Here is a 13,756-nt window from a genome sequence, read left to right on the forward strand (position 1 = left end):
CGATTTTAACAACCCGCTCGCGCGACGCGCGGCGAATCGTGCAACGTTGGCCGATCGGCAGGGTTCGTGCACGCGCATGACGGGCCTGCGCAAGCGTGCGGCAAGCCCGTCATGCACGTGAACGACGTATAAAAAAAACCGCCCGGCGGACCGGGCGGTTTCGATGACAGCGAATACGCAACGTGAGGCGGCTCGCGCCGCCCCGCGCTTATTCGGCTGCCGGGTGTTGCGGCTCTTCCGCAGGCGCGCTCGGCGTGCCGAAGTCGAATGCCTCTTCCGCTGCGATCTGATCGAAACGCTCGCGATCGGACATCTCCTTCGCCTTGCGTGCCTTGTGGAACGCGAGACCCGTACCGGCCGGGATCAGACGGCCGACGATCACGTTTTCCTTCAGGCCGCGCAGATCGTCGCGCTTGCCCATGATCGCCGCTTCGGTCAGCACGCGGGTCGTTTCCTGGAACGATGCCGCGGAGATGAACGAGTCGGTCGACAGCGACGCCTTCGTGATACCGAGGAGCACGTTGTCGTACGACGCCGGACGCTTGCCCTCGGCGATCATGCGATCGTTCTCGTCCAGCATGTCGGAACGCTCGACCTGTTCGCCCGGGATGAAGCGCGTATCACCGTTGTCGGTGATCTGCACACGACGCAGCATCTGGCGAACGATCACCTCGATGTGCTTGTCGTTGATCTTCACGCCCTGCAGACGATACACGTCCTGCACTTCGTCGACGATGTAGCGCGACAGCGCCTCGATACCCTGCAGACGCAGGATGTCGTGCGGATCGGCCGGGCCGTCCACGATCATTTCGCCCTTGTTGACGACCTGAGCATCGTGGACCAGCACCTGCTTTTCCTTCGCGATCAGGAACTCGTGCTGATTGCCTTCGAGGTCCGTGATGACGAGACGCTGCTTGCCCTTCGTGTCCTTGCCGAACGACGTCGTGCCGGTGACTTCCGCGAGAATGCCGGCATCCTTCGGCGAACGCGCTTCGAACAGTTCCGCCACCCGCGGCAGACCGCCGGTAATGTCACGCGTCTTCTGCGCTTCGGTCGGGATACGTGCAAGCACTTCACCCACCTGCACTTGCTGGCCGTCCTTCACGGTGATCAGTGCACCGACCTGGAAGCCGATCTGCACTGCGTGTTCCGTGCCCGGGATCTTCACTTCGTCGCCGTTCGCGTCGAGCAGCTTCACCTGCGGACGCACGCTCTTCGAAGCTTGCGAACCGCGACGCTTCACGTCGATCACGACCAGCGTCGACAGGCCGGTCACGTCGTCGATCTGCTTCGCGACGGTCACGCCTTCCTCGACGTTCTCGAACTTCACCGTACCACCGTACTCGGTGATGATCGGACGCGTCATCGGATCCCACGTCGCCAGCTGCGTGCCGGCCTTGATCGCCGCACCGTCGAGCTGCAGCAGCGTCGCGCCGTACGGGATCTTGTGACGTTCGCGCTCGCGGCCGATATCGTCGGTGATCAGCGCCTCGCCCGAACGCGAGATGACGATCTGCTCGCCCTTCGCGTTGGTGACGTAACGCATCGTCGCCGTGAAACGCACGATACCGTTGCTCTTCGCTTCGACCGACGACGCCACTGCCGCACGCGATGCCGCACCACCGATGTGGAACGTACGCATCGTCAGCTGCGTGCCCGGTTCACCGATCGACTGTGCCGCGATCACGCCGACTGCTTCGCCGACGTTCACGAGCGAGCCGCGGCCGAGGTCACGGCCGTAGCAGGCTGCGCACAGACCGTAACGCGTTTCGCAGGTCAGCGGCGTGCGCACGCGCACTTCGTCGATGCCGAGGCGTTCGATTTCCTCGACCGCCGTTTCGTCGAGCAGCGTGCCCGATTCGTACAGCGTTTCCTGCGTTTCCGGGTTCACGACGTCCGCGACCGCGACGCGGCCGAGGATACGGTCGCGCAGTGCCTCGACGACTTCACCGCCTTCGACCAGCGCCTTCATCGCCACGCCGTTCGACGTGCCGCAATCGTCCTCGACCACCACCAGATCCTGCGTGACGTCGACGAGACGACGGGTCAGGTAACCCGAGTTTGCCGTCTTCAGTGCCGTATCAGCCAGACCCTTACGTGCACCGTGGGTCGAGATGAAGTACTGCAACACGTTCAGGCCTTCGCGGAAGTTCGCGGTAATCGGCGTCTCGATAATCGAGCCGTCCGGCTTCGCCATCAGGCCACGCATACCGGCCAGCTGACGAATCTGCACCGCCGAACCCCGGGCGCCCGAGTCGGCCATCATGTAGATCGAGTTGAACGACTCCTGGCGCGTCTCGTTGCCGTCGCGGTCGATCACCGGCTCCGTCGACAGCTGCTCCATCATCGCCTTGCCGACCGCTTCCGACGTCGCCGACCAGATGTCGACCACGTTGTTGTAGCGTTCCTGCGCGGTGACGAGACCCGACATGTACTGGCGGTCGTACTCCTTCACCTTCTTCGCGGCGTCGCCGACGATCGTTTCCTTCTGCGGCGGCACGAGCATGTCGTCCACGCAGATCGAAATGCCGGCGCGCGTCGCGAGACGGAAACCCGACTGCATCAGCTGATCGGCGAACACCACCGTCGCGCGCAGACCGCACTTGCGGAACGCCGTGTTGATCAGGCGCGAGATTTCCTTCTTCTTCAGCGGCTTGTTCAGCACCGAGAACGGCAGGCCGTGCGGCAGGATCTCCGACAGGATCGCGCGACCGACGGTCGTCGCGTACAGCGTGATCTTCGGCACGAATGCCGGTGCGCCTTCCGACTTGTCTTCGTTGTGGACCATTTCGGTGATCCGCACGTTGACGCGCGATGCCAGCTCGACTTCCTTGTTCTCGTACGCGCGGATCACTTCCGACACGCCGGTGAACGACAGGCCTTCGCCCTTGCCGTTGATCGCTTCGCGGGTCGCGTAGTACAGACCCAACACGATATCCTGCGACGGCACGATCGACGGATCGCCGTTGGCCGGGAACAGCACGTTGTTCGACGCCAGCATCAGCGTGCGCGCTTCCATCTGCGCTTCGAGCGACAGCGGCACGTGAACGGCCATCTGGTCACCGTCGAAGTCGGCGTTGAACGCCGCGCAGACGAGCGGGTGCAGCTGGATCGCCTTGCCTTCGATCAGCACGGGCTCGAACGCCTGGATACCGAGACGGTGCAGCGTCGGCGCACGGTTCAGCATCACCGGGTGCTCGCGGATCACCTCTTCGAGGATGTCCCACACCACCGGCGTCTGGTTCTCGACTTCCTTCTTCGCCGCCTTGATGGTCGTCGCGACGCCCATCACTTCCAGCTTGTTGAAGATGAACGGCTTGAACAGCTCGAGCGCCATCAGCTTCGGCAGACCGCACTGGTGCAGCTTCAGCGTCGGGCCGACCACGATGACCGAACGGCCCGAGTAGTCGACGCGCTTGCCCAGCAGGTTCTGACGGAAACGACCGCCCTTGCCCTTGATCATGTCGGCGAGCGACTTCAGCGGACGCTTGTTCGCGCCCGTCATCGCCTTGCCGCGACGACCGTTGTCGAGCAGCGAGTCGACGGCTTCCTGCAGCATCCGCTTTTCGTTGCGGACGATGATTTCAGGGGCCTTCAGCTCGAGCAGACGCTTCAACCGGTTGTTACGGTTGATCACGCGGCGATACAGGTCGTTCAGGTCCGACGTCGCGAAACGGCCGCCGTCCAGCGGCACGAGCGGACGCAGTTCCGGCGGCAGCACCGGCAGCACTTCGAGGATCATCCACTCGGGCTTGATGCCCGAGCGCTGGAATGCCTCGAGGACCTTCAGGCGCTTCGCGTACTTCTTGATCTTCGCTTCCGAGCCGGTGTTCTTCAGCTCGGTGCGCAGCGTCTCGACCTGCTCGTCGATATTGATCGCGCGCAGCAGTTCACGCACGCCTTCCGCGCCCATCTCGGCACGGAATTCGTCGCCGTATTCCTCGACCTTGTTGTAGTAATCCTCTTCGGTCATGATCTGCCGCGCCTTCAGCGGCGTCATGCCCGGTTCGATCACCACGTACGCTTCGAAGTACAGCACGCGTTCGATGTCGCGCAGCGTCATGTCGAGCACCATGCCCAGACGCGACGGCAGCGACTTCAGGAACCAGATGTGCGCGACCGGCGAGGCCAGTTCGATGTGGCCCATGCGTTCGCGACGCACCTTCGCCAGCGTCACTTCGACGCCGCACTTCTCGCAGATCACACCGCGGTGCTTCAGACGCTTGTACTTGCCGCACAGGCACTCGTAGTCCTTGATCGGCCCGAAGATCTTCGCGCAGAAGAGACCATCGCGTTCCGGCTTGAACGTACGGTAGTTGATGGTCTCCGGCTTCTTCACTTCACCGAACGACCACGAACGGATCTTGTCGGGCGAGGCCAGACCGATCTTGATCGCGTCGAAAACTTCTTCCTGTTGGACTTGCTTGAATAGATCGAGCAGAGCTTTCATTGCTTTCTCTCCGTAGTCCGATTAATTGCGGTCGAGATCGATATCGATACCGAGCGAGCGGATTTCCTTCACCAGCACGTTGAAGGATTCCGGCATGCCTGCATCGATCACGTGATCGCCCTTGACGAGGTTTTCGTACACCTTCGTCCGGCCGGTCACGTCGTCCGACTTCACCGTCAGCATTTCCTGCAGCACGTAGGACGCGCCGTACGCTTCGAGTGCCCACACTTCCATTTCACCGAAACGCTGGCCACCGAACTGCGCCTTACCGCCCAGCGGCTGCTGCGTGACGAGCGAGTACGGGCCCGTCGAACGCGCGTGCATCTTGTCGTCGACCAAGTGGTGCAGCTTCAGGTAGTGCATGTAGCCGAGCGTCACGCGACGTTCGAACATTTCACCCGTGCGGCCGTCGTACAGGCGGACCTGGTTCTTCGACGGGTTCATGCCGAGCTGTTCCGCGATGTCGTCCGGGAACGCGAGGTCGAGCATCTTGCCCATTTCTTCCTCGGTCGCACCGTCGAACACCGGCGTTGCGAACGGCACACCTTCGCGCAGGTTCTTCGCGAGTTCGAGGATCTCGTCGTCGGTGAAGCTTTCCAGATCTTCCTGGCGGCCCGACTCGTTGTAGATCTTCGTCAGGAACACGCGGAGTTCCTCGATCTTCGCCTGACGCTGCAGCATTTCGCCGATACGCCAGCCGAGGCCCTTCGCGGCCCAGCCGAGGTGCACTTCCAGAACCTGACCCACGTTCATCCGCGACGGCACGCCGAGCGGGTTCAGCACGACGTCTGCCGGACGGCCGTCGGCCATGTACGGCATGTCTTCGATCGGGACGATCTTCGACACGACACCCTTGTTACCGTGGCGGCCTGCCATCTTGTCGCCAGGCTGCAGGCGGCGCTTCACCGCGAGGTACACCTTGACCATCTTCAGCACGCCCGGCGGCAGTTCGTCGCCTTGCGTGAGCTTCTTGCGCTTCTCTTCGAACGCGAGATCGAACTGGTGACGCTTTTCTTCGATCGAGTTCTTGATCGCTTCGAGCGATGCCGCTGCTTCGTCGTCCGCGAGGCGGATGTCGAACCAGTGGTAGTGGTCGAGGTCTTCCAGGTAAGCCTGGTCGATCTTCGTGCCCTTCGCGAGCTTCTTCGGACCGCCGTTCGCGACCTTGCCCACGAGCATCCGTGCGAGACGCTGGAACGCGTCGCCTTCCACGATGCGCAGCTGGTCGTTCAGGTCGAGACGGTAGCGCTTCAGCTCGTCGTCGATGATCTGTTGCGCACGCTTGTCGCGCTGGATGCCTTCACGCGTGAATACCTGGACGTCGATCACGGTGCCGCTCATGCCCGACGGCACGCGCAGCGACGTGTCCTTCACGTCCGAAGCCTTCTCGCCGAAGATCGCGCGCAGCAGCTTCTCTTCCGGCGTCAGCTGGGTCTCGCCCTTCGGCGTGACCTTGCCGACCAGCACGTCGCCCGCTTCGACTTCCGCACCGATGTACACGATGCCCGATTCGTCGAGACGGCCGAGCTGGACTTCCGCCAGGTTCGAGATGTCGCGCGTGATTTCTTCCGGCCCGAGCTTCGTGTCGCGTGCAACGACGTTCAGCTCTTCGATGTGGATCGACGTGTAGCGATCGTCGGCCACGACCTTCTCCGAGATCAGGATCGAGTCTTCGAAGTTGTAGCCGTTCCACGGCATGAACGCGATCAGCATGTTCTGGCCGAGCGCGAGCTCGCCCAGGTCCGTCGAGGCGCCGTCGGCCAGCACGTCGCCGCGCGAGACCTTGTCGCCCATCTTCACGATCGGACGCTGGTTGATGTTCGTGTTCTGGTTCGAACGCGTGTACTTGATCAGGTTGTAGATGTCGACACCGACTTCACCCGCGACCGCTTCGTCATCGTTCACGCGAATCACGATACGGCCTGCGTCGACATAGTCGACGACGCCGCCGCGGAACGCCTGAACCGTCGTGCCCGAGTCGACCGCACAGGTGCGCTCGATGCCCGTACCGACGACCGGCTTTTCCGGACGCAGACACGGCACGGCCTGACGCTGCATGTTCGAACCCATCAGTGCACGGTTCGCGTCGTCGTGCTCGAGGAACGGGATCAGCGAAGCTGCAACCGACACGATCTGCGACGGCGCGACGTCCATGTACTGGATGCGATCCGGCGTGACCATCATCGTTTCGCCGGCTTCACGCGACGACACGAGTTCGTCGACCAGCGTGCCGTTCTCGTCGATCGCGGCGTTCGCCTGCGCGATCATGTAGCGGCCTTCCTCGATCGCCGACAGGTAGTCGATCTGGTCGGTCACCTTGCTGTCCACGACCTTGCGGTACGGCGTCTCGAGGAAGCCGTACTCGTTCAGGTGCGCATACAGTGCGAGCGAGTTGATCAGACCGATGTTCGGACCTTCCGGCGTTTCGATCGGGCACACGCGGCCATAGTGGGTCGGGTGCACGTCACGCACTTCGAAGCCTGCGCGTTCGCGCGTCAGACCGCCCGGGCCCAGTGCGGAAACACGGCGCTTGTGCGTGATTTCCGACAGCGGGTTGGTCTGGTCCATGAACTGCGACAGCTGCGACGAACCGAAGAACTCGCGGATCGCCGACGAAATCGGCTTCGAGTTGATCAGGTCATGCGGCATCAGGTTTTCGCTTTCGGCCTGGCCGAGGCGTTCCTTGACCGCGCGCTCGACACGCACGAGACCCGCGCGGAACTGGTTTTCCGCCAGTTCGCCGACGCAACGCACGCGACGGTTGCCGAGGTGGTCGATGTCGTCCACTTCGCCCTTGCCGTTGCGCAGTTCGACGAGGATCTTGATCGTCGCCAGGATGTCGTCGTCCTGCAGCGTCATCGGGCCGGTGATCTCGTCACGGCTGACGCGGCGGTTGAACTTCATACGGCCGACCTTCGACAGGTCGTACGCTTCTTCGCTGTAGAACAGACGGTTGAACAGCGCCTCGACTGCTTCTTCGGTCGGCGGCTCGCCCGGACGCATCATGCGGTAGATCGCGATGCGCGCGGCCGTCTTGTCGGTCGTTTCGTCGACACGCAGCGTCGACGAGATGTACGGACCCTGGTCCAGATCGTTCGTATAGAGCGTCTGGATGTCCTTGATGCCCGCTTCACGCAGCTTCTCGAGCACGCTTTCCGTGACTTCGTCGTTCGCGCTCGCGATCACTTCGCCGGTATCGCCATCGACGACGTTCTTCGCCAGCACGCGGCCGAGCAGATAGTCTTCCGGCACCGAGATGAACTTGGTCTTGGCGGCTTCGAGGTCGCGAATGTGCTTCGCGTTGATCCGCTTGTCCTTCTGGACGATGACCTTGCCATCTCGATCCGTGATGTCGAAACGCGCGACTTCACCACGCAGGCGCTCGGGCACGAACTCGAGTTGTGCGCCTTCGTCCATCAGCGTGAAGTTGTCGAATACGAAGAAGTTCGCGAGGATCTGTTCCGGCGTGAGGCCGATGGCCTTCAGCAGGATCGTGACCGGCATCTTGCGGCGACGGTCGACGCGGAAGTACAGGATGTCCTTCGGATCGAATTCGAAGTCGAGCCACGAGCCGCGGTACGGAATGATCCGTGCCGAGAACAGCAGCTTGCCCGAGCTGTGCGTCTTGCCCTTGTCGTGTTCGAAGAACACGCCCGGCGAACGGTGCAGCTGCGAGACGATGACACGCTCGGTGCCGTTGATGACGAACGAGCCCGTCGGCGTCATGAGCGGCATTTCGCCCATGTACACTTCCTGCTCTTTCACTTCCTTGACGACCGGCTTGTTCGGCGATTCCTTGTCGAGGATGACAAGGCGGACCTTCGCGCGCAGCGCGGAGCAGTACGTCAGGCCACGCTGCTGGCATTCCTTGATGTTGAATGCCGGCGAGGACAGCGCATAGCTCACGAACTCGAGGCGCGCAAAACCGTTGTGCGAAACAATGGGAAATACCGATGTGAACGCGGCCTGCAAACCTTCAGGCTTGCGTTGTGTGGCCGGCACATCGGCTTGCAGAAACGTGCTGAATGATTCAAGCTGGGTGGCCAGCAAGAACGGAACTTGGTGAACGATGGGGCGCTTCGCGAAACTCTTGCGAATGCGCTTCTTCTCGGTGAAGGAATATTGCATACGATCTCCGAATCACGGCGGGTGCTATCGAGGCGGAATACCTGGACGTTTCAAACCCGAGTGTTCACCGACTGAGACCCGATGGCCGTCCAACGGCTTGAACGAGCCGAGAAGCTTGGTGGTTGGCCGCTACCAACCGCTGGCTGACGGCAGCGGATGCCTGTGTTGCCCGCTACCCGACCAAACTTGCCTTCTGCAGTCGCTTCAGAAGACAAAGAGAAACGCCGATCGCGACCATTGATTACGATTCGGCGGTTTTCTTTGGCTTCTGGGGCCGATTATTCGGGCTCCCGAATGAGTGCCAGAATAACGTCCCCACAAAGCACAAAAAGGCCGGCGGTGAAAATACCGCCAGCCTTCGCACAGCGCGTCGAAACTTACTTGACTTCGACCTTTGCGCCTGCTTCTTCCAGCTTCTTCTTGGCTTCTTCAGCAGCAGCCTTGTCGACGCCTTCCTTGACAGCCTTCGGTGCGCCGTCAACGACGTCCTTCGCTTCCTTCAGGCCGAGGCCCGTCAGTTCGCGAACTGCCTTGATGACTGCAACCTTGTTGCTGCCTGCTTCAGCCAGAACGACCGTGAATTCGGTCTTCTCTTCTGCAGCAGCAGCAGCGCCGCCGCCTGCCGGGCCAGCGACTGCCACTGCAGCTGCCGACACGCCAAACTTCTCTTCGAACGCCTTGACCAGTTCGTTCAGTTCCAGAACGGTCATCCCTTCGACTGCTGCCAGGATGTCTTCTTTTGCGATTGCCATTTGAAATACTCCTAAATTGAATTCGGATACAGCCAGCGATCAGTGACGCTGATGCTCGCTCGATTACGCAGCTTCTGCTTGCTTCTTCTCGGCCAGCGCGGCAAGAGCACGCGCGAAGCCCGAAACAGGCGATTGCATAACGAACAGCAGCTTCGAGAGCAGTTCTTCACGGCTCGGGATGCTTGCCAGCGCTTGCACGCCAGCCTTGTCCATCACCTTGCCATCGAACGAACCAGCCTTGATGACCAACTTGTCATTGCCCTTGCTGAAGTCGTTGACGACCTTAGCAGCAGCAATTGCATCTTCCGAGATGCCGTAGATCAGGGGGCCAGTCATCTGCTCTGCCAGCGGAGCAAACGGCGTACCTTCAACAGCGCGACGCGCCAGCGTGTTCTTCAACACGCGCAGGTAAACCTGTTGCTCACGCGCTTTCGCGCGCAGCTTGGTCAGATCGCCAACCGCAATTCCACGATACTCAGCCAGCACAACGGTCTGGGCCTTCGCGACTTGCGCGGCAACCTCAGCGACGACGGCTTGCTTGTCTTCTCTATTAAGCGGCACGGTTAGCCTCCAGAAACGATACGTTCGGCACGAAACCTCACGTACCTCGTTCAACAACGGCGTCCGACCTCGTTAGGAGTATTTCCACCTCACGCCGGGAATCGCTTCACGGCCTGCGGCTTCACCACTGCAAAACTTTTTCGGGTTCGCCATCTGCGTTGGCTTGAATTAAGGGATCGCCTGCCTGCTGCGCCCCACCAACGGTCTTTGATAACCGGTTGCCCGCCTTGCTGCACGAACAACCGCCCAAAGCCCATGTAGGCCGCTTCGCGAACGAAGCGGCCCGAATACTTGCTTACTGTGCTGCCAGCGTAGCCTGGTCGACACGCACGCCGACACCCATCGTGCTCGACAGTGCGATCTTGCGCAGGTAGACGCCCTTGCTCGTTGCCGGCTTGGCCTTCTGCAGCGCTTCGATCAGTGCCGACAGGTTCGAACGCAGTGCGGTCGATTCGAACGATGCACGGCCGATGGTCGCGTGAATGATACCGGCCTTGTCGACACGGAATTGCACCTGACCAGCCTTCGCGTTCTTGACTGCAGTCGCAACGTCCGGCGTGACCGTGCCGACCTTCGGGTTCGGCATCAGGCCGCGCGGGCCGAGGATCTGACCGAGCGTACCGACGATACGCATCGTGTCCGGCGAAGCGATCACGATGTCGAAGTCCATCTGGCCAGCCTTGATCTGCTCAGCCAGGTCTTCCATACCGACGATTTCCGCGCCTGCTGCACGAGCCTGCTCGGCCTTGTCGCCTTGTGCGAACACGGCAACGCGAACCGACTTGCCCGTACCTGCCGGCAGAACGACCGAACCACGAACGACTTGGTCCGACTTCTTCGCGTCGATGCCGAGTTGCACTGCGACGTCGATCGATTCGTTGAACTTCGCGCTCGCGCATTCCTTCACGAGTGCCAGTGCGTCTTCGATCGCGTACAGCTTCTGACGATCGACCTTGGCGGCAAATGCCTGACGGCGCTTGGAGATCTTAGCCATTTACACGCCCTCCACAGTGATGCCCATCGAGCGTGCGCTACCAGCGATGGTGCGAACGGCTGCGTCCAGATCAGCTGCCGTAAGGTCCGGCATCTTGGTCTTCGCGATTTCTTCGGCTTGAGCGCGCGTGATCGAACCGACCTTGTCGGTGTGCGGCTTGCTCGAGCCCTTGTCCACCTTCGCCGCCTTCTTGATCAGGACGGTCGCCGGCGGCGTCTTCATCACGAACGTGAAGCTCTTGTCAGCGTATGCCGTGATGACCACCGGCACCGGCAGACCCGGCTCCATGCCTTGAGTCTGCGCGTTGAACGCCTTGCAGAACTCCATGATGTTCAGGCCGCGCTGACCCAGTGCCGGACCGACCGGCGGCGACGGGTTGGCTTTACCTGCAGGGATCTGCAGCTTGATAAAGCCGACAATCTTCTTTGCCATTTGTAAACCTCGTTGGAACGCCAAGGGGCGTTCGGTGAGTGATAACGCGCTTTCGCCGCTGGCTACTGACGCTCCTCAACGGCCATAACGCGAGCCGTAAGCGCGAAGGTGGGCAGCCGAGGCTGCCCACCGAATCGGGATTAAACTTTTTCGACCTGACCGAACTCGAGTTCGACCGGGGTAGAGCGGCCAAAGATGGTGACCGACACACGCACGCGCGATTTTTCGTAGTTGACTTCCTCGACAGTGCCGTTGAAGTCCGTGAACGGGCCTTCCTTGACACGCACCATCTCGCCAACTTCGAACAGGGTCTTCGGGCGCGGCTTCTCGACGCCTTCCTGCATCTGCGACATGATCTTTTCGACTTCCTTCGGGGAAATCGGGGTCGGACGGTTACGCGCACCGCCGACGAAACCCGTGACCTTCGCCGTGTTCTTCACGAGGTGCCACGTTTCGTCCGTCATCTCCATTTCCACCAGCACGTAGCCGGGGAAGAAACGACGCTCGGTTACAGCCTTGTGGCCACCTTTGACTTCGACCACTTCTTCGGTCGGAACCAGGATCTGACCGAATTTATCCTGCATGCCAGCACGTTCGATGCGCTCTTGAAGCGCGCGCTGCACGCTCTTCTCCATACCGGAGTAGGCGTGCACGACGTACCAACGCTTTCCGCTCGGGGATGCCGGAGTATCGCTCATATCATTTCCAACCCAGAATCGCCGAGAAAATCACCCATTCGATCGATTTGTCACTCAACCAGAGGAAAATCGCCATCACGAGCACGAAACCAAACACGACGAGTGTGGTTTGCGTTGCCTCCTTGCGGGTGGGCCAAACGACCTTGCGGACTTCCTTGTACGAATCCTTGGCAAACGCGATGAGGCTCTTGCCAGGTGCGGACATCAGGCCGACGGCCACGCCGGCGATAATACCTACCGCCAATGCGGCACCGCGGACGTACCACTGCTGATTGGCCAGCCAGAAGAAGCCCACGAATCCGGCCAAGACCAGCAATACGCCCAGGGCCAGCATCAGCTTATCGCCGGAGGTATTTACAGTTTCGACGGATGGATTCGCCATAACACCTTAAAACAAATGCCACGTGGGACACGTGGCGATTTTTGGCAGGGGCAGAGGGAATCGAACCCCCAACCTTCGGTTTTGGAGACCGACGCTCTGCCAGTTGAGCTATACCCCTAAACCATGCTGGGGCCGGCTGATGCCAGCCCCAAAACTGTCGATCAACGAATAACTGGCTTACTCGATGATCTTGGCGACGACGCCGGCGCCGACGGTACGGCCACCTTCGCGGATTGCGAAGCGCAGACCTTCTTCCATCGCGATCGGAGCGATCAGCTTCACCGTGATCGACACGTTGTCGCCCGGCATCACCATTTCCTTGTCCTTCGGCAGCTCGATCGAGCCCGTCACGTCCGTCGTACGGAAGTAGAACTGCGGACGGTAGTTGTTGAAGAACGGCGTGTGACGGCCGCCTTCGTCCTTGCTCAGCACGTACACTTCAGCCGTGAAGTGCGTGTGCGGCGTGATCGAACCCGGCTTCGCCAGAACCTGGCCACGCTCCACGTCTTCACGCTTCGTGCCGCGCAGCAGGATACCCACGTTGTCGCCTGCCTGACCTTGGTCCAGCAGCTTGCGGAACATTTCAACGCCCGTGCAGGTCGTCTTCACCGTCGGCTTGATACCGACGATTTCGATTTCCTCGCCGACCTTCACGATGCCGCGCTCGACACGACCCGTCACCACCGTACCACGGCCCGAGATCGAGAACACGTCTTCCACCGGCATCAGGAACGCGCCATCAACTGCACGCTCCGGCGTCGGGATGTACGTGTCCAGTGCGTCTGCCAGGCTCATGATCGCCACTTCGCCCAGCTCGCCCGTGTCGCCTTCCAGCGCCAGCTTCGCCGAACCCTTCACGATCGGCGTGTCGTCGCCCGGGAAGTCGTACTTCGACAGGAGTTCGCGAACTTCCATCTCGACCAGCTCGAGCAGTTCAGCGTCGTCCACCATGTCGCACTTGTTCAGGAACACGATGATGTACGGAACGCCAACCTGACGCGCCAGCAGGATGTGCTCACGCGTTTGCGGCATCGGGCCGTCTGCTGCCGAGCAAACCAGGATCGCGCCGTCCATCTGCGCCGCACCCGTGATCATGTTCTTCACATAGTCAGCGTGGCCCGGGCAGTCGACGTGTGCGTAGTGGCGGTTTGCCGTTTCGTACTCGACGTGTGCCGTGTTGATCGTGATGCCGCGCGCCTTTTCTTCCGGTGCCGCGTCGATCTGGTCGTACGCCTTCGCTTCGCCGCCGAACTTCTTCGTCAGAACCGTCGTGATCGCTGCCGTCAGCGTCGTCTTGCCGTGGTCAACGTGACCAATCGTACCAACGTTGACGTGCGGCTTGGTCCGCTCAAACTTTTC

The 13,756-nt window shown here is 61.1% G+C and carries 9 protein-coding genes and 1 tRNA gene; all 10 read right to left on the minus strand.

Translation table 11 applies throughout. The features are described from left to right. Window positions 1-208: 208 nt before the first annotated feature. Window positions 209-4,450, minus strand: coding sequence for a DNA-directed RNA polymerase subunit beta' (gene rpoC / locus DIE11_RS26265; protein ID WP_124628084.1), 4,242 nt, complete (start codon window positions 4,448-4,450; stop codon window positions 209-211). 21 nt (window positions 4,451-4,471) lie between these two features. Continuing rightward, a complete protein-coding gene (gene rpoB, locus DIE11_RS26270) occupies window positions 4,472-8,578 on the minus strand; it encodes a DNA-directed RNA polymerase subunit beta (RefSeq protein WP_059599774.1) in 4,107 nt (1,368 codons plus the stop codon). A gap of 377 nt (window positions 8,579-8,955) precedes the next feature. Continuing rightward, entirely contained in the window at window positions 8,956-9,330 is a 375-nt protein-coding gene (gene rplL / locus DIE11_RS26275) for a 50S ribosomal protein L7/L12 (protein ID WP_021161757.1), read from the minus strand. Between the two features lie 63 nt (window positions 9,331-9,393). Then, window positions 9,394-9,891 (minus strand): 50S ribosomal protein L10, encoded by a 498-nt coding sequence (gene rplJ, locus DIE11_RS26280; protein WP_059599773.1) that lies wholly within the window; start codon window positions 9,889-9,891, stop codon window positions 9,394-9,396. A gap of 295 nt (window positions 9,892-10,186) precedes the next feature. Continuing rightward, window positions 10,187-10,885 carry a 50S ribosomal protein L1 gene (rplA, locus tag DIE11_RS26285; RefSeq protein WP_059535563.1) on the minus strand — a complete coding sequence of 233 codons (699 nt, stop codon included), beginning with the start codon at window positions 10,883-10,885 and terminating at the stop codon, window positions 10,187-10,189. Further along, window positions 10,886-11,317: a 50S ribosomal protein L11 gene (rplK, locus tag DIE11_RS26290; protein WP_006400671.1), complete on the minus strand. Its 432-nt coding sequence runs from the start codon at window positions 11,315-11,317 to the stop codon at window positions 10,886-10,888. A gap of 140 nt (window positions 11,318-11,457) precedes the next feature. Further along, window positions 11,458-12,015 carry a transcription termination/antitermination protein NusG gene (gene nusG, locus DIE11_RS26295; RefSeq protein ID WP_006400672.1) on the minus strand — a complete coding sequence of 186 codons (558 nt, stop codon included), beginning with the start codon at window positions 12,013-12,015 and terminating at the stop codon, window positions 11,458-11,460. A 1-nt stretch (window position 12,016) separates the two neighbouring features. Next, window positions 12,017-12,397, minus strand: coding sequence for a preprotein translocase subunit SecE (secE, locus tag DIE11_RS26300; protein WP_006482892.1), 381 nt, complete (start codon window positions 12,395-12,397; stop codon window positions 12,017-12,019). Between the two features lie 42 nt (window positions 12,398-12,439). After that, window positions 12,440-12,515: transfer RNA gene (locus DIE11_RS26305), tRNA-Trp, on the minus strand. A gap of 59 nt (window positions 12,516-12,574) precedes the next feature. After that, window positions 12,575-13,756: elongation factor Tu (gene tuf / locus DIE11_RS26310; protein WP_034191706.1), on the minus strand; the 1,182-nt coding region annotated here is incomplete at its 5' end.

It is taken from the genome of Burkholderia sp. Bp9012 (assembly GCF_003853825.1).
GTDB classification, from domain to species: domain Bacteria; phylum Pseudomonadota; class Gammaproteobacteria; order Burkholderiales; family Burkholderiaceae; genus Burkholderia; species Burkholderia diffusa.

What these genes read in the sequence shown, in the direction of transcription:
- rpoC (WP_124628084.1), bottom strand. Translation starts at nt 4,450, where the DNA reads ATGAAAGCTCTGCTCGATCTATTCAAGCAAGTCCAACAGGAAGAAGTT.
- rpoB (WP_059599774.1), bottom strand. Translation starts at nt 8,578, where the DNA reads ATGCAATATTCCTTCACCGAGAAGAAGCGCATTCGCAAGAGTTTCGCG.
- rplL (WP_021161757.1), bottom strand. Translation starts at nt 9,330, where the DNA reads ATGGCAATCGCAAAAGAAGACATCCTGGCAGCAGTCGAAGGGATGACC.
- rplA (WP_059535563.1), bottom strand. Translation starts at nt 10,885, where the DNA reads ATGGCTAAGATCTCCAAGCGCCGTCAGGCATTTGCCGCCAAGGTCGAT.
- rplK (WP_006400671.1), bottom strand. Translation starts at nt 11,317, where the DNA reads ATGGCAAAGAAGATTGTCGGCTTTATCAAGCTGCAGATCCCTGCAGGT.
- nusG (WP_006400672.1), bottom strand. Translation starts at nt 12,015, where the DNA reads ATGAGCGATACTCCGGCATCCCCGAGCGGAAAGCGTTGGTACGTCGTG.
- secE (WP_006482892.1), bottom strand. Translation starts at nt 12,397, where the DNA reads ATGGCGAATCCATCCGTCGAAACTGTAAATACCTCCGGCGATAAGCTG.